General features: G+C 63.2%; 22 protein-coding genes and 1 pseudogene. 12 read left to right on the forward strand and 11 right to left on the reverse strand.

What is annotated here, in order from left to right; all coding sequences use genetic code 11:
• Nucleotides 1–85 precede the first annotated feature (85 nt).
• The 5 genes from ACE03M_RS09475 to ACE03M_RS09495 all read right to left on the reverse strand — a co-directional run bounded on the left by ACE03M_RS09475 (nucleotide 86) and on the right by ACE03M_RS09495 (nucleotide 5,508).
• A complete protein-coding gene (locus ACE03M_RS09475) occupies nucleotides 86–1,717 on the reverse strand; it encodes a long-chain-fatty-acid--CoA ligase (protein WP_143920520.1) in 1,632 nt (543 codons plus the stop codon).
• Between the two features lie 161 nt (nucleotides 1,718–1,878).
• A complete protein-coding gene (locus ACE03M_RS09480; RefSeq protein ID WP_485933757.1) occupies nucleotides 1,879–2,637 on the reverse strand; it encodes an enoyl-CoA hydratase in 759 nt (252 codons plus the stop codon).
• Between the two features lie 143 nt (nucleotides 2,638–2,780).
• Nucleotides 2,781–3,350: a GNAT family N-acetyltransferase gene (locus ACE03M_RS09485; RefSeq protein WP_485933758.1), complete on the reverse strand. Its 570-nt coding sequence runs from the start codon at nucleotides 3,348–3,350 to the stop codon at nucleotides 2,781–2,783.
• Nucleotides 3,350–4,507: a trans-sulfuration enzyme family protein gene (locus ACE03M_RS09490; RefSeq protein ID WP_485933759.1), complete on the reverse strand. Its 1,158-nt coding sequence runs from the start codon at nucleotides 4,505–4,507 to the stop codon at nucleotides 3,350–3,352. The genes ACE03M_RS09485 and ACE03M_RS09490 overlap by 1 nt, the downstream gene beginning before the upstream one ends.
• A gap of 83 nt (nucleotides 4,508–4,590) precedes the next feature.
• The gene (locus ACE03M_RS09495; protein ID WP_485933760.1) at nucleotides 4,591–5,508 is read right to left on the reverse strand and encodes a LysR substrate-binding domain-containing protein; all 918 of its coding nucleotides are present in this window, start codon (nucleotides 5,506–5,508) and stop codon (nucleotides 4,591–4,593) included.
• A gap of 86 nt (nucleotides 5,509–5,594) precedes the next feature.
• Between ACE03M_RS09495 and ACE03M_RS09500 the strand changes: the two genes are divergently transcribed.
• From ACE03M_RS09500 to ACE03M_RS09510, 3 genes are all read left to right on the forward strand, one after another.
• Nucleotides 5,595–6,698: a YeiH family protein gene (locus tag ACE03M_RS09500; protein WP_485933761.1), complete on the forward strand. Its 1,104-nt coding sequence runs from the start codon at nucleotides 5,595–5,597 to the stop codon at nucleotides 6,696–6,698.
• 171 nt (nucleotides 6,699–6,869) lie between these two features.
• Nucleotides 6,870–8,210 (forward strand): NAD(P)/FAD-dependent oxidoreductase, encoded by a 1,341-nt coding sequence (locus ACE03M_RS09505; RefSeq protein WP_485933762.1) that lies wholly within the window; start codon nucleotides 6,870–6,872, stop codon nucleotides 8,208–8,210.
• A 148-nt stretch (nucleotides 8,211–8,358) separates the two neighbouring features.
• Nucleotides 8,359–9,726, forward strand: coding sequence for an SLC13 family permease (locus ACE03M_RS09510; protein ID WP_143920527.1), 1,368 nt, complete (start codon nucleotides 8,359–8,361; stop codon nucleotides 9,724–9,726).
• 127 nt (nucleotides 9,727–9,853) lie between these two features.
• On the opposite strand, the gene ACE03M_RS09515 is transcribed toward ACE03M_RS09510, so the two are convergent.
• Entirely contained in the window at nucleotides 9,854–10,441 is a 588-nt protein-coding gene (locus ACE03M_RS09515; protein WP_143920528.1) for a GNAT family N-acetyltransferase, read from the reverse strand.
• Nucleotides 10,442–10,610: 169 nt separating this feature from the next.
• Here ACE03M_RS09515 and ACE03M_RS09520 point away from each other — a divergent pair, with 169 nt between their 5' ends.
• Entirely contained in the window at nucleotides 10,611–10,937 is a 327-nt protein-coding gene (locus tag ACE03M_RS09520; RefSeq protein WP_143920529.1) for a GNAT family N-acetyltransferase, read from the forward strand.
• On the opposite strand, the gene ACE03M_RS09525 is transcribed toward ACE03M_RS09520, so the two are convergent.
• Nucleotides 10,883–11,389, reverse strand: coding sequence for a DUF2306 domain-containing protein (locus tag ACE03M_RS09525; protein ID WP_485933764.1), 507 nt, complete (start codon nucleotides 11,387–11,389; stop codon nucleotides 10,883–10,885). The two genes, ACE03M_RS09520 and ACE03M_RS09525, sit on opposite strands and share 55 nt — an antisense overlap.
• Nucleotides 11,390–11,499: 110 nt before the next feature.
• Between ACE03M_RS09525 and ACE03M_RS09530 the strand changes: the two genes are divergently transcribed.
• From ACE03M_RS09530 to ACE03M_RS09545, 4 genes are all read left to right on the forward strand, one after another.
• On the forward strand, nucleotides 11,500–12,198 hold the full coding sequence (locus ACE03M_RS09530; protein ID WP_485933765.1) for a MerR family transcriptional regulator: 699 nt from the start codon (nucleotides 11,500–11,502) through the stop codon (nucleotides 12,196–12,198).
• Nucleotides 12,199–12,326: 128 nt separating this feature from the next.
• Nucleotides 12,327–13,784 (forward strand): NAD-dependent succinate-semialdehyde dehydrogenase, encoded by a 1,458-nt coding sequence (locus ACE03M_RS09535; RefSeq protein WP_485933766.1) that lies wholly within the window; start codon nucleotides 12,327–12,329, stop codon nucleotides 13,782–13,784.
• 188 nt (nucleotides 13,785–13,972) lie between these two features.
• A complete protein-coding gene (locus ACE03M_RS09540) occupies nucleotides 13,973–14,182 on the forward strand; it encodes a hypothetical protein (RefSeq protein WP_485933767.1) in 210 nt (69 codons plus the stop codon).
• On the forward strand, nucleotides 14,179–14,691 hold the full coding sequence (locus ACE03M_RS09545; protein ID WP_485933768.1) for a putative immunity protein: 513 nt from the start codon (nucleotides 14,179–14,181) through the stop codon (nucleotides 14,689–14,691). The genes ACE03M_RS09540 and ACE03M_RS09545 overlap by 4 nt, the downstream gene beginning before the upstream one ends.
• An 88-nt stretch (nucleotides 14,692–14,779) precedes the next feature.
• On the opposite strand, the gene ACE03M_RS09550 is transcribed toward ACE03M_RS09545, so the two are convergent.
• The 3 genes from ACE03M_RS09550 to galU all read right to left on the reverse strand — a co-directional run bounded on the left by ACE03M_RS09550 (nucleotide 14,780) and on the right by galU (nucleotide 18,419).
• Complete coding sequence (locus ACE03M_RS09550) at nucleotides 14,780–16,741, reverse strand: hypothetical protein (RefSeq protein WP_485933769.1); 1,962 nt, start codon at nucleotides 16,739–16,741, stop codon at nucleotides 14,780–14,782.
• Between the two features lie 73 nt (nucleotides 16,742–16,814).
• Complete coding sequence (locus ACE03M_RS09555; protein WP_143920537.1) at nucleotides 16,815–17,411, reverse strand: GNAT family N-acetyltransferase; 597 nt, start codon at nucleotides 17,409–17,411, stop codon at nucleotides 16,815–16,817.
• Nucleotides 17,412–17,516: 105 nt separating this feature from the next.
• Entirely contained in the window at nucleotides 17,517–18,419 is a 903-nt protein-coding gene (gene galU / locus ACE03M_RS09560) for a UTP--glucose-1-phosphate uridylyltransferase GalU (RefSeq protein WP_485933770.1), read from the reverse strand.
• A 134-nt stretch (nucleotides 18,420–18,553) separates the two neighbouring features.
• Between galU and ACE03M_RS09565 the strand changes: the two genes are divergently transcribed.
• Both ACE03M_RS09565 and ACE03M_RS09570 read left to right on the forward strand, forming a co-directional pair.
• On the forward strand, nucleotides 18,554–19,141 hold the full coding sequence (locus tag ACE03M_RS09565) for a 5-formyltetrahydrofolate cyclo-ligase (protein WP_485933771.1): 588 nt from the start codon (nucleotides 18,554–18,556) through the stop codon (nucleotides 19,139–19,141).
• Between the two features lie 224 nt (nucleotides 19,142–19,365).
• A pseudogene (locus tag ACE03M_RS09570) lies at nucleotides 19,366–19,506 on the forward strand (FmdB family zinc ribbon protein); the annotation flags it as partial.
• 14 nt (nucleotides 19,507–19,520) lie between these two features.
• Here the strand turns inward: ACE03M_RS09570 and ACE03M_RS09575 are convergent.
• The gene (locus ACE03M_RS09575; protein ID WP_485933875.1) at nucleotides 19,521–19,784 is read right to left on the reverse strand and encodes a hypothetical protein; all 264 of its coding nucleotides are present in this window, start codon (nucleotides 19,782–19,784) and stop codon (nucleotides 19,521–19,523) included.
• 89 nt (nucleotides 19,785–19,873) lie between these two features.
• Here ACE03M_RS09575 and ACE03M_RS09580 point away from each other — a divergent pair, with 89 nt between their 5' ends.
• A complete protein-coding gene (locus tag ACE03M_RS09580) occupies nucleotides 19,874–20,503 on the forward strand; it encodes an SAF domain-containing protein (RefSeq protein WP_485933772.1) in 630 nt (209 codons plus the stop codon).
• Between the two features lie 345 nt (nucleotides 20,504–20,848).
• Complete coding sequence (gene mscL / locus ACE03M_RS09585; protein ID WP_143920541.1) at nucleotides 20,849–21,325, forward strand: large conductance mechanosensitive channel protein MscL; 477 nt, start codon at nucleotides 20,849–20,851, stop codon at nucleotides 21,323–21,325.
• The last annotated feature ends 328 nt before the right edge of the window (nucleotides 21,326–21,653 follow it).

Here is a 21,653-nt window from a genome sequence, read left to right on the forward strand (position 1 = left end):
GTGCGTACACAGGTGCCTCGGCGCTCCGCCGTTGTATCGAGCTCTCAGCCCATAGGTTGGCCTTCATGTCACAGGTCTGAGAGCCCTACTTCTCTTCCCAGTTCTTGCGCAGCAGCTTCTTGTCGAGCTTGCCGACCGAGGTGCGAGGCATCTCCTCAACGACGTTGACTTCGTCTGGCATCTGCCACTTGGCGAAGCGCTCGCTCAGCGTTTCGATGATGGACTCACGGGTCACCTCGGCGCCGTCATCGGCCACGACATAGGCCACTGGACGCTCATCCCACTTCTCATCAGGGACGCCGATGACGGCTGCTTCCTTGACGTTGGGGCTGTCGAGGATCGCGTTTTCCATATCGATCGAGGAGATCCACTCGCCGCCGGACTTGATGACGTCTTTGAGCCGGTCGGTGATCTTGAGGTAGCCGTGGGCATCGATGACACCGACGTCTCCTGAGCGCCACCAGCCGTCGATGAACCGGTCCGCATTGTCGGGCAGCTGGTAGTAGGACTCAGTGATCCACGGGCCGCGCATGACGATCTCGCCCACAGATTTCCCGTCGCGAGGCATCTCCTGACCCGTCGGGTCGACGATCTTGAGATCGACGCCGATGATCGGCAGACCCTGGTAGCGCTTGAGGTCCCACTTCTCCTCTTCGCTGAGGTTCATGCCGGACTTGATGCGCCAGTTCGTGGTGGCCAGCGGAGTGGTTTCGGTGGCACCGTACCCGTGGATCACCTCCGCGCCGGTGATCTCCTTGAACCCGCGCATCATCGACAGCGGCGGTTCGGAGGATCCGGAGACGAGGCGGACCCCGCTCAGGTCAGGCGGCTGGGGCATGTTCTTCATCATCGCCAGCATCGGGGTGAAGATCGCCGGCGCACCGTTGGCCAGGGTCACCTTCTCTTCGATGAAGGCCTGGCCGATGGCGCCGAATTCTTCGGCCGCGAACTTGCCGGGCAGGACGAGCTTGGCGCCTGCCGCCACTGCATTCTGCGGGAAGCCCCAGGAGAGGACGTGGAACATAGGGGTGATCGGCATGACGCAGTCGTCGAAGGTCGCCTGCAGCGCTGCCAGTCCGCCCATCGTGTGCAGGTAGATCGAGCGGTGGGAGTAGTAGACGCCTTTGGGTCGACCAGTGGTTCCGGTCGTGTAGCCGGCGTAGGCGGCGGTCTTCTCGTCGACGACGGGCCAGTCGTAGGTCTCAGGCTTGTCGGCGATGAGGTCTTCGTAGAAGACGACATTGTCCAGGGTAGTCTCGATCTCGGATGCCGGCTTGTCGGTCATGACGACCCAGCCCTTGACGTCGAGCTTCGGGGCGAGTGCCTCGGCGACGTGGAGGAGTGATTCGTCAACGAAGATCCAGTCGGACTTCGAGTGGCTGACCACGTAGGCGAGGTCCTCGGGGGCCAGTCGCAGATTGAGCTGGAGCATCGTTGCGGCCACGCCGGGGACCGAGAAGTACAGCTCGAGGTGCCGGCGGGAGTTCCAGTCGATGACGCCGACCATGGAGCCTGCGCCCACGCCGAGTTCATCCAAACCATGTGCCAGCTGGGCCATCCGCTTGTACTCATCGGCGTAGTCGGAGCGGCCCCAGGACCCGTCCGAGCGGCGGTAGACGACCTCTGATTCGCCGAAGAAGGTCGCTGCATGGCGGATCAGTGTGGTGGTGTTGAGCTGGTAACTGTCACCGAGAGTGGATGGAATGCCTGTAAGCATGAGACTCCTTTGGTCATGGTGGTCGTGCTGGGGTGGAGGTGCCGTGCAGATATCCGGACTATTTTCATCGTCAGACTATCCTGGCAAGTGATTCCGCTCACAACTTTCGCCGCAACGTTACCAATTAGAAACGTGTGGGCGTCGAGTTTCGGGCCCGTCGGCTATTCCCCGCTGAAGTTCGGTCCGCGCTTCTCAATGAATGCGGCGACACCTTCAGCGAAGTCCTTACTTTCCCGCAGGTCCGTCTGTCCTTTGAGCTCCCGATCGAATGAATCGTCGAGTTCGGTCAGTGTCGCTGCGTTGATGGCTTCTTTCGAGGCCGCGAAGGCCAGGGGTGCGCCCTGAGCCCACTGCGCCGCAATCTCCTGCGCCTGGCTCAGGTGCTCGCCTGCCGGAGTGACCAGGCTGGCCAGGCCCCAATCCGCGGCCTCCTTCGCCCACACCTTCTGAGCTGTCAGGGCCATCTTCATGGCTCGATGCCGGCCCGCCGAGGCTGCCACGAGTGCTGTTGCCCCGCCGTCGGGCATGAGCCCGATTTTGGTGAAGGCCAGCATCAGATAGGACTCTTCGCTCATCACGGTGTAATCGCAGGCCAGGGCCAGGGAGCAGCCGATTCCCGCGGCCGGGCCGGACACCGCGGCGATGGTCGGAATCGGCAGATCGATGAGCGATCGGATGATGGCATTGGCCCGATCAAGTCCGAGCCCTCCCCCTTGCACGGACCCCTGCAGGTCGGCACCTGAGCTGAAGGACCGGTCATTGCCGGTGATGATGAGCGCGCGGGCCGTGGTGGCCGCCTCGGCGACGGATTCCCCGACCCCCTCAAGGGTCTCCCTGGTCAGCGCGTTGAGGCTTTCGGGACGATTGATCGTGACAGTCACGACCCCATCTCGCAGGTCGGTGAGAACACTCGAGGTCAAAGCGACTCCTCTTAGTTGGCGCTGGATGTCTGATCTTTCACCCCAACTTTAACGCACGATAAGTTGATCTGGGTCACACGTCTCAGTCACACGTCTCAGCCGCCGACCCCCAGTGCGATCAGACCCCTTGAGCCACGGCCCCCTCAGATCAGCGCAGCCGCCAGCTGGGTCCCGGTCAGGGGCCGGTCTGCGTAGACCAGGCGCATCGCCTGCGGATCGGGATTGCCCGTGTCGGGAGCTCGATGCTGCAGACTCAGACCGACCTTCTCGACCACTTTCTGTGAGGCCGCATTGTGCTCGAGGAGGTAGGCAATGACAGGCAGTTCAGGCTTGAGCTCCTGGGCCCGAGCAACGGCCAGACGAGAGATCTCACTGGCATAGCCGCGGCCCTGGGCCTCGGGGCGGAAGCGGTACCCCAGGTTCCAATAGGCCTCGATCCGATCCGGATTCCACTCATCAGCCAAGGGCATGCGCCTGACGCCGCAGCCGCACATCCCCAGCACCGGGCCGTCCTCCGACTCACGGACGATCCATGATCCGAGCCCGTCGATCTCCCAATCAGCGATGCGGGTCAGCAGGTACGCCTCGGCCTCCTCCCGCCTGATCATCCGGCCGCTGGGAAAATGTGCCCACACGCGGGGGTCGCTGTAGATCTCGAACACCTCGTCCAGGTCCTGAAGCCCCGGGCGGTCAAGCACGAACGGCTCTGTCATCAGGCGCCGTGGGCAGCACGGATGGCCGCGTCGAGGTCGTTCCACAAGTCGTCGGCGTGCTCAATGCCCACGCTCAGACGCAGCAGCCCCTCGGGGACCGACTCCGGTTCCGAGGCATTGCGCCGACGGCGTTCGATGAGGGATTCCACTCCACCCAGGGAGGTGGCCGGCGTCCACACCCGGACTGCCTCGGCGACGGCGGTGGCCTGCTGCGCGGTCTCCGTGCAGAAGGCGACCACCGCACCGAAACCCGACATCTGCGCTGATGCACGCTCATGCCCGGGGTCGCCGGGCAGACCCGGGTAACGGGTCTCGACGACGTTGGGGTGCGAGCTCAGCCGTTCGGCGATCAACGCCGCATTGGCCTGGGCTCGTTCCATGCGCACCGACAGTGTCCGCAGGCCCCGCAGCGCCAGCCAGACCTCGAATGGTCCGGCGATGGCTCCGCGCAGTGAGCGTTCACTATGAAGCCGCTTGTGAAGGTCTTCGTTACTGGTCAGCGCCGCACCGAGGACGACATCCGAGTGCCCGGCGAGGTACTTTGTGACGGAGTGGACGACGACGTCCGCGCCCAGATCAAGCGGCGTCTGCAGGAGCGGAGTCGCGAAGGTGTTGTCGACAACGGTCAGGATGCCGCGATCGCGCGCAGCGGAGATGAGTGCGGGCGTGTCAGCGACTTCGAGCATCGGATTGGTCGGAGATTCGATCCACAGCACCGCCGAGGCGGCAGCAACGTCATCGAGTGCGCTGACGACGGCCGCGGTGTCGGCGATGTCGACGGTGACGAAGTCGAATCCGCTGCGCTCGGCGACCTCACCCGCGGACTCCAGCGACCCCTGGTAGCAGTGCTGGGGCATGATCAGAGTACCGCCACGTGGGACCAGGCTGAGCGCAGCGGCGATCGCCGCCAGACCCGATCCGAAGACCAGTCCGGGCAGTTCGGCATGTTCGAGTTCGGCCAGTGCCTCTTCGAACGGGGTCCAGGCCGGAGTCGAGAATCGCCCGTAGACATGGTCGGAATGGTCGATCTCTCCGCTGCCGACGAAGGTAGAGGACAGTTCGATGGGAGGGTTCACCGACGAACCGTTCGAACGGTGCGGACGACCCGCTTCAACGAGGACGGTTTCTGGCGCGTGGGAGAAATCTCGTGAGGTCATCGTCCCAATATATGCCGAGTGCCGACCGCTCCGCACCGATGTCTCAGTCGTGGCAGTGACGCCTCAGTCGTAGCAGTGATGTCTCAGCCATGCACGCGCATCATGTGCTCGAGCAGTGCTCTGGCTCCGGCGGAAAGTCGTCGCCTGGGTGACCACACCGCGTGCAGCTCGCGTTCGAGGGCGACTTCGGCCTGCACCGGCAGCGGCACTAGGCGTTGGGCACGGAAATCATCGCGCAGGGCCAGCTCAGAGAGCACGACCGGTGCGATGCCGGTGGCCGCTGCGATCTTCAGCGCCGAGTTCGACCCGTACTCCCCCGCCACATGTGCCCCGCCGAACTGCGCCAACGCGGCGTCGAGAACTTCTCTCGTTCCCGAACCGACCTCCCTGACCAGCAGCGGAACTTCGGCCAGCGCCTCGGCGGCGATCGGAGCAGTCCAGGCATCGGCGAAGGCGGGTGCGGCGGCGATCATGAGACGGTCATGGCCGACCACCTCGGCGGGGAAATCCTGGGGCAGGGATACGGACTCGATGAGGCCGAGGTCGCAGCGCTGCTCTCGCACGGAGGCGATGACTGCGGAGGAGTTTTCGACCGCCAGGCCCACATCGATGTCGGGGTGAGTCGACGTGAACGTCGTCAAGTACCGGGGCAGCAGGTATTCGGCCACGGTCAGCGAGGCGGACACGCGCACAGTACCGGCCCGCGCGTCCTGGATGGCTCGAGTGCCAGCGTTGAGATCGGCATAGGCGTCGATGACCTTCGAGGCCCACTGGGCAACGGCGTGGCCTTCGGCGGTGAGCTGGGTGCCCTGCGGCGAGCGCCTCAGCAGCGGCACCTTGAGGTCCCGTTCGAGATTGCGCAGACTGCGCGAGGCATTCGGCTGGGCAAGGCCCATCGCCGCGGCGGCCTGCCCGATGGACTGGGCGCTCGCGCTCAGCGTCACCAGCAGCCCCAGAGCCGGAAGCTCGGGCCAGTCCTGCATTCTACTGAGGTCTCGCATGCCCCAATTCTGCCATATCAGCGCCATATGGGTCGGTCGAACAATGCCGTCTACCGAAAACCCAAACCGATTGACAGACTGAACTCATGAACCGCATCGTCCGCCTCCTCCCAGGCTTGGGAGCCGCCGCAGCAGCCACAGCCATCGCGTGGCCCGTCTCGATGGTGGCTCCCGTCCTCTCCCCGCTGCTCATCGCCATCGTCTTGGGAATCATCGTCGGAAATGTGCTCCCCGAATTGCCGCAGATCTTCCGTCCCGGTCTCGACTTCGCGGCCAAACCCCTCCTGCGTCTGGGCATTGTGGCCCTCGGCGCGCAGGTCGTGCTCGGCGATATCCTCGATCTCGGCTGGCTGGTCCTCATCCTCGCCGCGGTCGTCGTCGCAGTCGGCATCGTCTCCGGTCTTCTGCTGGCGCGTCCGTTCCGCGTCGATTCGAATCTCGCGCTGCTCATCGGCTGCGGGTTCGGCATCTGCGGAGCCGCCGCGGTCGCCGGGATCGAGTCGACGCTGAAGGCGAAGAAGGAGGACGTGGCCGCGGCGATCGGTCTCGTGGTCCTCTTCGGCACGTTGATGATCGCTGTGATCCCCTCGCTGAGTGTCGCCTTCGGGTTGGCCCAGGACACCGCCGGGATGTGGGGTGGGGCGTCCACGCACGAGGTCGCGCAGGTCGTCGCGATCGGCGGCATCATCGGTCCCGCGGCCCTGCAGGTTGCGGTCCTCGTCAAGCTCTCCCGCGTCATCATGCTCGCCCCGACCGTCGCCGTGCTCAGCATGGTGATGCGCCGCAAGGAGAGTCGCGAGCGGGCAGCGATGGCTTCCTCCGCCGCGATGTCACGAAACGAGGCATCGTCTCATTCCCCCGCCGAGGTGGCCCCTCAGTCGTCGTCGACATCTTCGTCGACCGCCGGATCCTCGGCACCCGCGACGAAGCGTCCGCCCATCGTGCCGCTGTTCGTCCTCGGATTCCTCCTCATGGCTGGCCTGCGCACCTTCGGCCTGTTGCCGAACTTCGCGGTCTCCGGTCTGGGCTGGATCCAGACCGTGTGCCTGGCCATGGCGATGTTCGCCCTCGGCCGCGGGGTCCAATGGCGTTCGCTGCGCAACCTCGGCGCCGGTCCGATCGGCCTGGCAGCGACGACGACTCTCATCGTCGCCGTGATCGGGCTCGGCGGTGCCCTGCTGCTGACCTGAGCTCCGGGCTGTTCACTGAGCCGAGCCGAGCTCTTGATGCCGATCTGAACGACGAACGCCACCTTGAGTACCGGGCTCAATGCACACATGCTGGAAGCTCCTTCTGCGGACGACCCGTTCTGGTTACGATGATTGCGAAGTCGAACCATGATTCAGGCAAAGGGTGCTGCAATGAGTGAGAACGCGATAGTCGTCGGCAGTGGCGTGATGGGAGCATCGATCGCGTTCGCCTTGGCCAGACGCGGATACGCGGTCACCGTCGTCGACAAGAAATCCGGCCCGGCGCAGGGCTCTACCGGGGCCACCAGCGCGATCGTTCGCTTCACCTATTCGCTGCGGGACTCCATTGCCATGGCCTGGGAGTCGAAGCACCTCTGGGAGAACCTGCGCGACCATGTTCAGGCACCGGAATCAGAGCCAGTCGCGGACTTCATCCGCACCGGCATGGCCGTCATCGACATACCCGGGCTGCTCCCGAGCACCATCCGCACAGACTTCGTGGATCTCTCGATCCCCTACGCAGACTGGGACGCGGCCGACCTCGCCCGGGAGCTGCCCGGCGTCGATACCTCGAATCACTATCCACCCGTGCGCCCCGATGATCCGGCGTTCCTCGACGACAGCGACGAGGCAGCGACGGCACTGTACACGCCGGATGGTGGGTACATCTCCGATCCTGTACTGGCAACGGAGAACTTCGCTCGCGCTGCGAAACGACACGGCGCCCAGTTCCTCTATAACGCCGAAGTCATCGGCGTGCACCACAGTGACTCCGGCATCCGCCTCAAAGACAGCGTCACCGGTCAGCCAAGCGCGGCGTGGACGCTCAACCTCTCCGACGGTCGGGTTCTCGACTCCGACGTCGTGGTCAATGCGGCCGGGCCCTGGTCATCGCGGTTCAACGAGCTCGCCGATGTCGGATCCGACCACGGAGTCACACTGACTCCCCTGCGCCAAGAAGTCCATACTCTGCCGGCGGAATCGACCGTCATCCGCAGCGACGGCACTCCGATTCCTGCACTCCTCGATGCCGGCATCGGCACCTATATGCGCGCCGAGGTGGGCGGTCAGCTGCTCATCGGAGGCTCGGAACCAGAGTGCGATGAGCTGGAGTGGGTCGAGGACCCCGACACTGTTTCGATGAGTGTTCGTCCCGAGCAGTTCGAGACGCAGGCTCTGCGAGCGGCCAAACGCTTCAACGACATCACGATCCCGAACCGGGCCCGTGGAGTTGTCGGCGTCTACGATGCGTCCGCCGATTGGACTCCCATCTACGACCGTTCCGAGGCGGACGGCTTCTATCAGGCGATCGGGACCAGCGGCAACCAGTTCAAGAATGCTCCGATGGTCGGCGAGGCCATGGCAGAACTCATCGACGCCGTCGAGCGCGGTCATGACCACGACCGTGACCCGGTCCGGATTGCTCTTCAGCACACAGGAGGAGAACTGAACCTGGGTACCTTCTCTCGCCTGAGGTCTCCGGCTGGGACAAGCGGAAACGTCATGGGCTGATCTCAGCACTCCACGTTCACGTTCCGATATTTGGGAAATTGCCGCCTTCCCCCTGGTGGTAACCGCGACTGTCGCGACTGAGCTGGTAGTGTCGCTCAGCGAGTCATTCAGTTTCGCTCAGCGAAATTTCAGCCTAAATGGGGAAATCATGCTCCTTCAAATCATTGCGTTGTCGATCTTCATCGCTCTGTTCGCAATCGGCGCGATCCGCGGTGTGCAGATCGGCGTGCTCATGCTCGTCGGCGCCGCCGGAACCGGCCTGTTCCTGACAGACATGACCGTCGACGACATCATCGCCGAGTTCCCGCTCTCCATCATGATCCTGCTGGCCGGGGTCACCTACTTCTTCGCAATTGCGCAGGAGAACGGGACCGTCGACAAGATCATCGACTGGGCGCTGGAGAAGGTCGGGTCCTCTGCCGTCCTCCTCCCGATCGTCTTCTTCGTCATCACAGCCGGCATCGCTTCAATGGGTGCACCCCTGGCCGGTCTCGTGATGATGCCGGTGGGTATGCAGGTAGCCCGCAAGTACGGGGTCGACTATGCGCTGATGGGCTTGGCGATCTGCTTCGCCATCGGCGCCGGCGGATTCGCTCCGACCAGCCTCTATGGCATCGTCACCTACAGCACCGCCCATGATGCGGGAATCGATCTGTCGCCGTTCCTTCTCTTCGGTATCGCCGTCGTCGTCTACCTCGTGATGCTCGCCGTCGCCTACTTCATGTTCGGTCGCACGCTCTTCGGGCGTAAGTCCGCCATGGCCGCAGCCGGATCCGCGCACTCCGGTTCGACGATCTCCCGCGGATCCGCCTCCGCGACGAAGGTGGCCTTCGGTGAGGACGAGGAGGACGAAGCGCTCTTCGACTCATCCAGCACCTCGGCGAGTTCCGAATCGGGTCCCTTCTCCTTCGTGCAGATCCTCACCGTCGTCCTCATGGTCGGACTCATCGGTTCGGTCGTCGTCCTGGCCGCCTTCGGCAAGGAACCCGATATCGGTCTGCTGTGCTTCTTCTTCGGTGCGATCCTCTCGCTCGCCGATCCCAAGACCGGTAAGGCCGCGCTGCCCAAGATCGACTGGTCGACCGTTCTCCTCGTCGGCGGCATCATCACCTTCGTCGGCGTACTGGAGACGATGGGTGCTGTGGACCTGCTCGGTGAGGGCGCCGAGGCCATCGGTTCGCCGCTCATCGCAGCCTTCGTCCTCTGCATCGTCGGCGGTCTGGTCTCAGCGTTCGCATCGACGACCGGCATCCTCGCTGCACTCGTGCCGCTGGCGCTGCCCCTCATCGCCGCCGGCGGAGTCCCCGGCTGGGCGCTCATCGCGGCCCTGGGCGTGTGTTCGGCCGTCGTCGACGTCTCACCGTTCTCGACGCTGGGTGCCACGGTCGTGGCCACGGCTCCACAGGATCACAAGGCACGACTCACGCGCATCCTTGTGAAGTTCGGCATGTCGATGGTCATCATCGGCCCCATCGTCCTCGTCGGCGGTCTCGTCGTCCCGGCAATGTTCTTCTGAGGCTGGGGTCCGGGCCGCTGAGTCGCCCGGACCACAGTGACTGTTCTCAGCACGGTTCCCACGATGTAGATGGTGCCCAGCGAAATTCGCTGGGCACCATCTGCATCTGTCGCTGCGCTGGTGTCTCTCAGCTCAGCGGCTTGACCAGAACGACGAATTCGAGGTCGTCGACGAGCGGCACACCGAACCGGTCGTCTCCGTAGGGGAAGGGTTCGACCTCTCCGGTTCGTTCGTAGCCGCGGCGCTCGTAGTAGGCGATGAGCTCGGCGCGCTTGTTGATGACGCTCATTCGCAGGGAGTGAGCGTTCCAGCGTTCGATCACCCAAGCCTCGGCGAGGTTCATCAGTGCCGACCCCACGCCTTGCCCCTGCCCCAACGGGGAGACCGCGAGCACGCCGAGGTAGGCGATTCCGTCGACGGGTTCGCGCAGGTAGACGCTGCCGACAGCCTGCCCTTCGGCGGACCGGACGAGGATCATCGACGCATCGGGCTCGGCGAGCATCTCGCGGGCCATATCGGCGTCGAGTCGCTGACCGCTGAGCAGATCCGCCTCGGTCGTCCACCCCTGCTTCGAAGGCTCTCCACGGTAGGCGGACGCAACGAGTTCAACGTAGTCGTCGATGTCGTCGAGGCTGAGTTCGCTGACTTCGAAGCCTGTTTCGTGCAGGATCAGCTTGTGAGCATCGACCATGGTGGCGGGTGCGTAAGAGGACATAGGTCGGCTCCTTGAGGATGTCTGACCGTCGCCGTGCACGGCCGAAAGAACGGGTTGCTCAATAGGTTAGTCGCTCGGTGGGGAACCCAACTATAGTTTCATTTATCAGGACTGACTCATCCACGTGCTGGCATGGGGATGACCGACGCCTTCACCTTAAGGAGTGTTCATGGACCTCGAGATCTCGGACGAGACGTACACCTTTGCCCAGGACATCGCGGCGTCTCGCTTCACGGTGAGCCACGACGACAAGGTCATCGGACACCTCGACTACATCGACCGCGCGGCCAGTCCGGATGACTCGTCCGAATCTGGCGTGCGGACGTTCACCCACACCGAGGTGTCCCCTGCCTATGGTGGCCGCGGCATCGCCGCACATCTGGTCCGCTTCGCCCTCGAGACCAGCGCCGAGGCGGACCTGAAGTTCCGTACGACATGCTCCTATGTCATGGAGTTCTTCCGCAAGAATCCCGAATTCGACGAGCTGCGTGCCTGAGCTGGCACACATTTGAGAACGTAGCCGACCCAGACCGTAGCGGCGATGACGATTGCTGCAACGGCTCCCCACAGCAGACCTGGATCGTCTACCGCCAGCTGCGGTATCTCCCTGCCCGGAATGATCGCAGCGAAGGCGCCCGCCGTCAGCGCGCCGAGCCATGATCCGACCATCATCCCGATGTGCCTGCGGATGTCTCCTCGCCGGATCGCAATGACTCCGAGGGTCGTGGTCCCGAAGGTGAAGATCGCGAGCGCGTGGAAGATTGTGAAGCTTCCACTGAGGGTGTAGATGAACATTCCGCTCACACACACGAGGTACATGAGGATGACCCATGATCGCCCGATCCATCTGTGCCGACGGTCCTTGGTCCGCCGGATGATCTGGACAGGGGCCAAGAGCACAACGCCAGAGGCGGCAAGAGCGTGGATTGCTATGAACATCGTCGTCATAGACCTAAGATAGTTTCACTAACCAAGGGCGGCAACGTAGATAGCGGAACCCGAATTGCTATCCAAGCCAGGTGCCGCCACGCTGCTGCTTCTGCCGATTGGGGACCCGCATGAAACTCAGTGCCCTGGCCCGAGAATCCGGAGTCTCGACCGCCAGCATCAAGTACTACATCCACGTCGGCGTCCTCCTTCCCGGCCTCAAGCGCAACGCGACCACGGCCGACTACTCCCAAGCTCACGTCGACCGCCTCGGCCTCATCACCTGCCTGCGCCGGGAGCTCGGCTCCCCCATCGAGTCCATCGCCGCACTGGCTAGAGCCATCGATGACGAGTCCTTGGAGAACATCGAACTGATGGGCATCTGCCAGAGGCTTGCCCTGGAGGCGAGCAATGTCCTGAAGTCCACAGCCGGCTCATCCTCGCATTCCGAGCCTGAACCTGAGCCTGAACCTCAACCTGCAACGGCAGTGGAACCGGCGCCGAAAACTATCGAGAACGATATCCGTGACATTCTGCGAGAACTTGGCTGGCCGGACATCTCGCCAACCGCCGTGGAATCGATGGCAGGCGTGCTCGAGGAATTGAGCGCCTCAGGTTATCCCGTCGGGCGCGACACGATCCTCCGCCACATTCAGGCATTGACAGAGATCGCGGCCAGGAACACCACACCGATCACCGACAGTCTGAGCAGAGATCGGATCTGCGTCGAGGTGGTTCGCGGGATCACGATGCACAACAGACTCCTGGTGGCGACCAGTGCTCTCGTCCATGCTTCGCTGTCGGCTGTGCCTCGAAGCTCGCAATCCTGAGAGTCTCTGACAACGAATTCCGTATAGCCCGCATCGAATATCACCACTACACTGATCACGACTGCTCCCTACCGTGGCTACCGGCGAGCGGCGGCCATGCTTCATCGACAACCGAAGGAGGATCTGTCGTGGACATCACGCCGATCATCGACAAGCTCAACACCGGACTGTTCATCAATGGTCAGTGGCGCGATGCCGAGGGCGGAAAGACCATCGACGTTGCGAACCCCGCGACCGGTGACCTCATCACCACGGTCGCAGACGGCTCGGCAGCCGATGCCGAAGAGGCCATCAAGGTCGCCGGTGACACCCAGGAATCATGGGCCGCCACCCCGCCGCGCGAACGCGCTGAGATCCTCCGCCGTGCCTTCGAACTCCTCATCGAACGTGCCGACGACATCGCGGCGGTCATGACCGCCGAGATGGGCAAGCCCTTCGCCGAGTCCAAGGGCGAGGTCACCTATGGGGCGGAATTCTTCCGCTGGTTCTCCGAGGAAGCCGTGCGCGTCGGCGGCCAATACACTCAGTCCACCGATGGCAAGACCCGCGTCATGGTCTCCCGCGAACCCGTCGGGCCCTGTATCCTCATCACCCCGTGGAACTTCCCGCTGGCCATGGGCACCCGCAAGATCGGCCCAGCCATCGCCGCCGGCTGCACCATGGTGTTCAAGCCTGCGAAGCTGACCCCGCTGACCTCCCTCATGCTCGTCGACGTGCTCATCGAGGCTGGCCTGCCCGCCGGTGTACTCAACGTCGTCACCTCCGAATCCGCTCGTCGCGTGGTCACCCCGTGGATGGAGTCCGGAATCGCCCGCAAGGTCACCTTCACCGGCTCCACCGAGGTGGGCGTGGGCCTGCTCAAACAGGCCGCCGACAATGTCATGAAGACGTCGATGGAGCTCGGCGGCAACGCTCCGTTCGTCGTCTGCGAGGACGCCGACATCGACAAAGCCGTCACCGGTGCGGTCCAGGCGAAGATGCGCAACGGCGGCGAGGCCTGCACCTCGGCGAATCGTCTGTTCGTCCATTCCTCCGTCGCTGAGGAGTTCTCGACGAAGCTGACTGAGCGCATCGGTTCGATGGAGGTCGGCAACGGCCTCGACGAAGGCACCGAGGTGGGCCCGCTTGTCGATCAGGATTCCCTGGACAAGGTCGCCGGCCTCGTCGATGATGCTGTGTCCAAGGGCGCGAAGGTCCTCACCGGCGGGTCGAAGATCGAAGGCAAGGGCTTCTTCTACAGCCCGACCGTCATGACCGAAGTGCCGCTGGACTCCGAGATCCGCACCACCGAGATCTTCGGACCCGTCGCACCCATCGTCACCTTCGAAACCGATGAGGAGGGCATCGCTCTGGCCAACGAGACCGAGTTCGGTCTTGCCGGCTACCTGTTCAGTGAGAACGTCGAGCGCGCTCTGAACCTGGCCGACAAGATGCAGGTCGGCATGGTCGGTCTCAACACCGGCTTGGTCTCCAACCCGGCCGCGCCCTTCGGCGGTGTGAAGAAGTCGGGCCTCGGCCGTGAGGGCGGAAGCGTGGGCATCGAGGAGTTCCTCGAGATCAAGTACGTAGCCCTGCCTCGCGCCTGATCCCGCGCAATACCCGCGCACAGACAATGCGCATGTCGTGCATCAGTGCATGGCATGCGCATTGTCTGTGAGTGGGTGTCTGACGAGACCGGCAACCCGACCGTCGCAGCTACAATCAGACAGCGTGAGCATAGATCACGAGCGAGATCCGCGCCGTCGACATCGACAGCCCAGATAGGGTCGCAGACTTGAGTCACCATCTTGAACGTTTCGCGTCGCCTGCCGATGCGCAGCTCAGAGATGTCCTTCGACGCTTTCCGCAGATCGGCGCCACGTCGAGCCAGATCAGCGAGAAGTCGAGCCGAATCAGTGACCGTACCGATCGGATCAACTACCTCATGTACGAACTCGATGAGCGGCTTCGCAGCCAGTCGACTGCGAAAGCGAAGCATCCATGATTCTGCCCGAGGTCCGCGACCCGACGATGGTGACGATTCGACGCGGCGGCACATTGACCGATGCTGATCATCGACTTCTGGCTCTGTGGGCGGCCGACTGCGCCGAACATGTCCTGCACCTCTTCGAGCGCGAGGCTCCGGAGGACACACGAGTCCGTGATGCCGTGGCTGCGGCCCGCGCTTGGGCTGACGGCACCGTGAAGATGATGCAGGCGCGCGCCTCAGGAGGACACGCCATGGGAGCTGCCCGTCCCCTGCGCGGCGCAGCTCGGTTCGCAGCCTATTCGGCAGGACAGGCCGCCTGCGTCGGTCATGTCGCCGAACACGATCTTGGTGCTGCCGCTTATGCCATCAAAGCCGTACGCAGCGCGAGTCCCGAGGATCCAGGCGCGGGGCAGGCTGAACGCGACTGGCAGAGGGAACGACTGCCCAGGCAGATCCGCCAACTCGTCCTTGCGGATCAGAGGCGACGCAACTCCATCTGCTGGTCCCTCTTCGACACCGACTGAATCTGCGAAGTACGGTTATCTGCGCAGCGCAGTTGCCTGCGAAGTCAGGCGCAGTTGCCTGCTAAGTCAGGCGCAATTGCCTGCGAAGTCAGGCGCGGCGTCGGGCGAGCACGTCGTCGACGGCGCCCATCTCGGGAGCTTTGTTCGTCCTGATCGCCTTGCGACCGTGCTCCAGCGGACTGTCGTCACGAGCCGAGTCGCTGAGCTCGGGACGGTAGCCGAGTTCGGCGGCGAACTGAGCCGCGATGTCCTCACGGCTGCGGGCCTTGGTCTCATACGACGAGTAGGACGACGCATCAGCTGCCTTCGCTTCGGGGACCGGATGCTCAATCTGTGGGGCATCGACGTAGCTGGGGACCGGCAGCGGCGTCGGTGACCATGCAGCACGTGTCTGCAGTCGCTGCATGAACGGATCGCTGACCTCGACGGTGTCGACGCTCGACGCGGTCGCGACGACTTCGGATTCCTGGGCGGAATCGCTCTCGGCAACAGACTCATTGTGCGGCGAGGACTCCGTTTCTGCAGCCGATTGCGCTTCGCGGGTCGAAGCCGCGGTCGGTGCGGAATCGTCTGCCTTGATCACGGATGCCGACTCGGGTGCAGCCGGCTTCGACACAGAGTCAGAACCTGCGGCAACTGCCCCTTCACCCTGTGCTTCTGCGGCGTGGGGCGCTGCTTCTTCGACGATTGGGATCGGTCCGGTGAGCAGCACCTGACGGGTGGTGTGTCCTTCTGCAGCTTCGTTGCGAATGCGCACGAGCGGAATCTCGCCGGTGTCGGCCTCTTCTTTGCTCTGCTTTGCGCTTACGTTGCGCTGCATGACGGCACGCGCCTGAGCAGCCTTCGTCGATCCTGCCGACCGGGCCTCACTTGGCTTGGTGTTCGGGGCCTTCGAAGCGGCCGAGTGCGGGGCCTTCGATGCGGCTGAATTCGGTGCCTTCGATGCGGCTGAGTTCGGGGCAGCAGGCGTTGAGGTGGCGGCTGGTTTCGCAGCCGCGCTTGTCGACTGCGTCGTGCTCTTATTCGGGGCGGTGCGCTTGGTCTTGGGGTTCCGGCTTTCGAGCTCCCGGAGGCGAGTCTTGATCTCCCGTTTGCGCAGGTTGAGTGTGCGCACGATGGCCAGGGAGACGATCGCGAGTCCGAGGAACACTCCGGTCAGTGCGACATGGACGACCGAGAACATCGCAAGCACGCCCGTCACCAGAATCCCCAGGGTGGAGGCGAGGAAGAGCAGTCCGAATCCCCGCGTCATGGTGCCCAGCGATTTCATCGACTCGCGCAGTGTCGTTGCTTTCTCAGTCATCGAATGGTCCTCATCGGCTCCGAAAGTCGGATTGGGAATCTGTGTACCTCGTCTGCTTGTCTCTGGTCTGTCTGTGGTGACAGCTTCATCGGATCGGCTCTGCGGCGATCGCGGCTGGATCCGCCCCGGCCGGATCGGAACCGTCCCGGAACGCTCGCCGAGGTGGCTGGCGGTTTCGGAGCCTCTGCTCGCCGTCGAAGCCTGCCCGTTCGTGCTGGGGCCGTTCGAACCCTGCTGCGACTGATTGAACACGGCGTGCACTGCCGGGTGCAACATCCGAACGTTATCGGTCGTCGCCGAGGCGGATGCCTCGTAGCCGCGGTGGCTGTCGAGGTAGGTGGAGCTGGTTTCACCGACGGCCACGGGAAGGAGGCTGCGCTGGTGCTGCTCGTCCGCCTCGGCGGTGGTGGATTCTGTGTCTATGGTCGAACTCGAGTCTGCGTGTCCGTCGATGACGGCGAACTCCGGCGCCTGTGCGGAGAGGCTGAGCTTCGGTGTGCCCGCCAGCTCGTCGACGTCGGGTCGTGGGACGGTTGGTTCGATGGTGGCCGAGGAGTGGAAGACTCTTGCGCGTTCGGTGTGGTCGTGGCCAGGGATCTGGGGGTCGGCGTCGATGACCTGGGCCTGATCAGGGACGGTGTCGATCTCGACGCGGGAGAGCTCCGTCGCTGACTTGCGGATCATTGTGGGCACGACAACGACGAATACCACGATGATGGCGATAACGACGATGATGCTGGTGTCCACACTGCAACCCTAGAGTGCCCGGTTCGGCAACGACGTGAAGGGATGTGGTGTGTCGGTCAAACAGGTGCTAAGTTCACAGCTTTCTCAGGCTGTGACGGTAGGCGGCGAGAATTCCCTGCGGAACCTCCTCGGCGACCAGGGCGAACGTCCGGTGGTCACACCATCGGCCGTCGATGTGCATGTACTTCTCACGCAGCCCCTCATCGCGGAAGCCGAGCTTCTCGACCACGCGCAGGCTGGCCGTATTCTCGGGTCGGATGTTGATCTCAATCCGGTGCAGCCCCAACGCGAAGAGGCAGTGGTCGGCAGCCATGGCAACGGCGATGGGAGTGATGCCGCGGCCGGCAACTCTCGAATCGATCCAGTAGCCGATCTGGCCGCTGAGGATGGATCCCCAGCTGATGCTCGACACGGTGAGTTGGCCGCGGAATTCACCGCCGACTTCGATCGCCAGCGGCACCGACTGTCCCCGTTTGGCCTGCTTGTCGTACATGCGGACCATGCTTCGAAACCCCGGAAGCTGCTGGCCAGGGATCGGCAGCGTCGCATCCCAGGGACGCAGCCAATTCCGGTTGTGCCGACGGACCTCTCGCCACTGACTTTCGTCGCGCCGATTCAACGGGCGCAGCACGATGTCGGACTGCTGATCAGTCAGGATGACTGGCCACAAACGGCTGCCTCCGCTCTCGGGTGCTCAATCAGTAATGTCCGCTGTTGCATCGGTGCAGCGATGCTGGGGCGCGGTGATGCTGGGGTGCAGTGACGCTGAAGACGGTCAGGGAAGTGTTGCCACGTATTCCTTGAGCCAACTGTTGAGGTCAGCGCCCAGGTCCTCGCGGGCGCTGGCGATCTGCACGACGGCCTTGAGGTAGTCGAGCTTGTCACCGGTGTCGTAGCGAGCGCCCTTGAAGACGACTCCGTAGACCCCGTTGCCGTCCTCCTGTCGAGCGAGGACCTGGAGGGCGTCGGTGAGCTGGATTTCATTGCCGCGGCCCGGTTCAGTGGTCTCGAGGACGTCGAAGATCTCCGGTGCGAGGACGTAGCGGCCGATGATCGCAAGATTCGATGGGGCTTCGCTCCGCTCTGGCTTCTCGACCAGGCCGGTGACCTTGACGACTTCGTCATCGGAGGTGGGTTCGACTGCGGCGCAGCCGTAGAGGTGGATCGCCTCAGGAGGAACTTCCATGAGCGCGACGACGCTGCCGCCGGTCTTCTCGGCAACGTCGATCATCTTCGGCAGAATCGGGCTGCGTTCGTCGATGAGGTCATCGCCGAGCAGAACCGCGAACGGTTCCTGGCCCACGTGCTGGCGGCCCTTGAGCACGGCGTGGCCCAGACCCTTCGGGTCACCCTGGCGGACGTAATGGATGTCGGCGAGTTCGGACGCGTGACGAACAGCGGCGAGCTTCTTTGTGTCGCCTTTCTTCGCCAGTGCGGCTTCGAGTCCGTCGACGCGGTCGAAATGGTCCTCCAGAGGTCGCTTGTTGCGACCCGTGATCATGAGGAGGTCCTGCAGGCCGGCATCGGCTGCCTCTTCGACGACGTATTGGATGGCCGGTTTATCGACGACGGGCAGCATCTCCTTGGGAGTCGCCTTTGTGGCGGGGAGGAAGCGGGTACCAAGTCCGGCCACAGGGATCACGGCCTTGCGCACAGTGCGTTGCGGTTCATCACTCATGTCGCTCATCTTAACCAAAGGATGTGGCAGCGCTTAGGCTTATCAGTGTGGATGCAGAAACTTCAAAGGCGCAATTGCGTGCACACATCCGTTCCGAACGCGCGGCTCAAGTTGCGGCGGGCGTTGAATCGTCGATGACAGAGCCGAAATCGTCGGTCGTCCAGGGTGAGTCGTCGGTCGCTGAGTCTGCCTGGCAGATCGTCGAAAACCTGTGGCCGAACCTGGACCTGACAGGCCAATCGGTGCTCGCCTATGCCGCCTTGACCGGCGAGCCCGACCTGGATCCGGTCATCGATCGCTTCCTCGCCCGCGGTGGAACCGTCTACCTCCCTGTCGTCACCGCCGTCGGTCATGCCCTCATGTTCGGTACCGTCACCGAGTCCATGGCCACGCTCCACGCTCGCGGAAGGTGGGGCATTCGAGAACCCTCACCTGTGTTGACCGCCGCAGATCTCATGTCCGCCGAGGTGGCCCCTGACCTCGTGTTCGTGCCTGCCCTCGGGTTCGGGACCGGCGGTGCCCGCTTGGGAAACGGCGGCGGTTTCTATGACCGCACGTTCGGCCCGCGCGGCGAAGTGCCCCTGATAGGCAGGGAACACGCAAGCTTGGTCTACGGAGTCTGCTTCTCGAGCGAACTCGGTCTCCCAGAGCTCACCGTGGAATCCTGGGACCTGCAGATCACTCGTGCCGTGACCGATCACGGTGTTCACTCCTTCGACTGATTCGGTCCTTCGACGAAACCGAGACAGTGCCGGATGCAAGCATCGATTGCGATGCGACCACGCCCGCTCTCAAGCTTTGGGCCGTTCTCAGATCGGGGCCACAGCAGCCGACTCGCGCGTACGGTCCTGTGGATGAGACGGCGACTACTCGAGCCTCTCACCCCATGCGTTACTCACGGGCGAGTCCGGTGGACTATAATCTTCTCGTCGAAGAAAGGTCTCGAATGCCCGTTTACTCCTACGCCTGCAAGAGCTGTGGTCACGCTTTTGATATTCATCAAGATTTCAGCGATGACTCGCTCACAGTCTGCCCCGAGTGCCAGGGACGCCTGAAGAAGGTCTTCGGCACCGTGGGGATCAGCTTCAAGGGGTCGGGCTTCTACGCCACTGACTCCCGCGCAAGCAATTCGAGCACAGTCCCCTCTTCCTCGAACTCCGACTCTTCGAGTTCGCCCAACTCATCGGGCTCGTCGAAGGAATCGTCGAGCTCCTCGGACTCGTCCTCCTCGACATCCGGCTCACCGGCCAAGAGCGTTCCGGCGGCGAGCAGCGCTTCCGCCAGCTGACCCCGTCGGCCTTCCTCACCGCATCCGCGCTCTGTCGACCCGTGCGCGCCATCGCTGTGGAATGACCGATGACTCATGTGCGATTCACCTGTGGACACACAACGGCTGTCCACAGGCCTTGCCTGTCCCCTTGATCTGAGCCTCTGCGCACAACCAGGCTCCGGGTATGGGAATCTTGCGGCGCCTCAGAGCCAGAGCATCGACCTGGTCGAAGTCCACACGGATCAAACCACAGCGGATAGTCGCCGCCGTCTGCATCGCCTGTGCGTGTGCTCTTGCGGTCTGGATCCTCACTCCGGATCAGGGCGGAACGTCCATCGTCGTTGCCACCAGAAATCTGCCGCCGGGATCTGAACTGCGATCGCAAGATCTGACAATTGTCGAATTTCCCTCGCAACTCGTCCCGGACAAGGCTTTCACCTCTGTCTCGGACGCCGATCACAAGCGCACCTCGGCGGGCCTATCCAAGGGTTCGCCATTGACGCAGTCGGCGGTCCTCGATCGGCAGGCACTGCCGGAGGGCAGCACTGACCTCCTCATGCCTGTGCGCTTGGCCGATGATTCTTCGGCGGCACTTCTACAGCCAGGGCAGCGCATCCGCCTATTCAGCTCACTCCCCGACGGAGGCTCTGATGTCGTCGTGAAGGAAGTGACGATTGCCCGATTGGTCGACAAGGCTGACGGCATTTCCGCTGAAACAGGGCAGCTTGTCTCAGTGATTCTGTCCTCGGATGAAGCCGAACGCGTCGCAGAATTTGCCGGGATGCCGATCAGCTTCGCGATCCTTCCGCACTGACCCACCGCTGACTTCACGGGGACCCTCCGGCCCGGCCGACCGGGATATCCCCAGCTCAGCCAATTGGATTGTCCCGAGTCGGGCTAACTGGGATTTGCCGCGAGCCGGGCTAACTGGGATTTGTCCCTAGTCGAGCTAACTGGATTGTCCCCAGCCGGGCTAACTGGATTGTCCCCAGCCGGGCTAACTGGATTGTCCCGAGCCGGGCTAACTGGGATTTGCAGCGACAGATGGCGCGCATGTCCTCGGGGTGTAGTTGAGTTACCTGTGTGTATCATGTACTCGTAGTAGAAGTATTTCACTCCCCATTATTATTTACATACACTCCGAAAGGGTGCCCCTCTAATGCTTAAAGGCTTCAGAGACTTCATTCTCCAAGGGAATGTCGTCGAACTCGCAACCGCGGTGATCATCGGCGGCGCATTCACTGGAATCGTGACGGCTTTCTCCGATAAGGTCATCAACCCGCTGATCGCTGCCGTCGGCGGCGCGGAAGGCCCTGCGCTGGCCTTCCGCATCAAGGAAGGCGTTCCGGAGACGACCATTGACCTGGGCGCTGTGATCACTGCAGCGATCAACTTCCTGATCGTCGCCGCCGTCGTCTACTTCATCATCATCGTCCCGATGAACAAACTCAACGAGCTGCGCAAGCGCGGAGCTCCTGAGGAAGACGTTCCTCCGACCACCGAGGATCTGCTCGGCGACATTCGCGAAATCCTCCGGACCCAGGCGGCCACAACCGTCGGTGGCCCTGCGGAAGGTCCTGCCAGCACGGCCGGTCCGTTCGACGATACCGAATCGACAGAGCCCCCGCGCCACTGATTGATGCGAGCGCCACGAGGGCCCGTTTCCCCATTGGGGAAGCGGGCCCTCGTCTTGATGAATCGCAACTGTTCGCTGCTTCTCAGGTTCGGCACCTCACGACGAGGCACCTCTCAAGGAGGCATCTCACTGCCGCCCATCACCAGTGTGGGGGTTTCTGTGACCGGTAGTAGTCGGCGCTGAAGCCTCCGTTGTCGGCCTCTGCCTCATTGCGCAGCGTGGCACGATACTTCCGCACTGCTGCCTCGAGTCGCGCCCTCTTCTGAGGCTCCGTTTCGTACTCCTCATCGGGAGCATGTTCAGCCGAGTCATCAGTAGGATCTGAGTC

The sequence above is a fragment of the Brevibacterium sp. AGC70 genome, assembly GCF_057334195.1.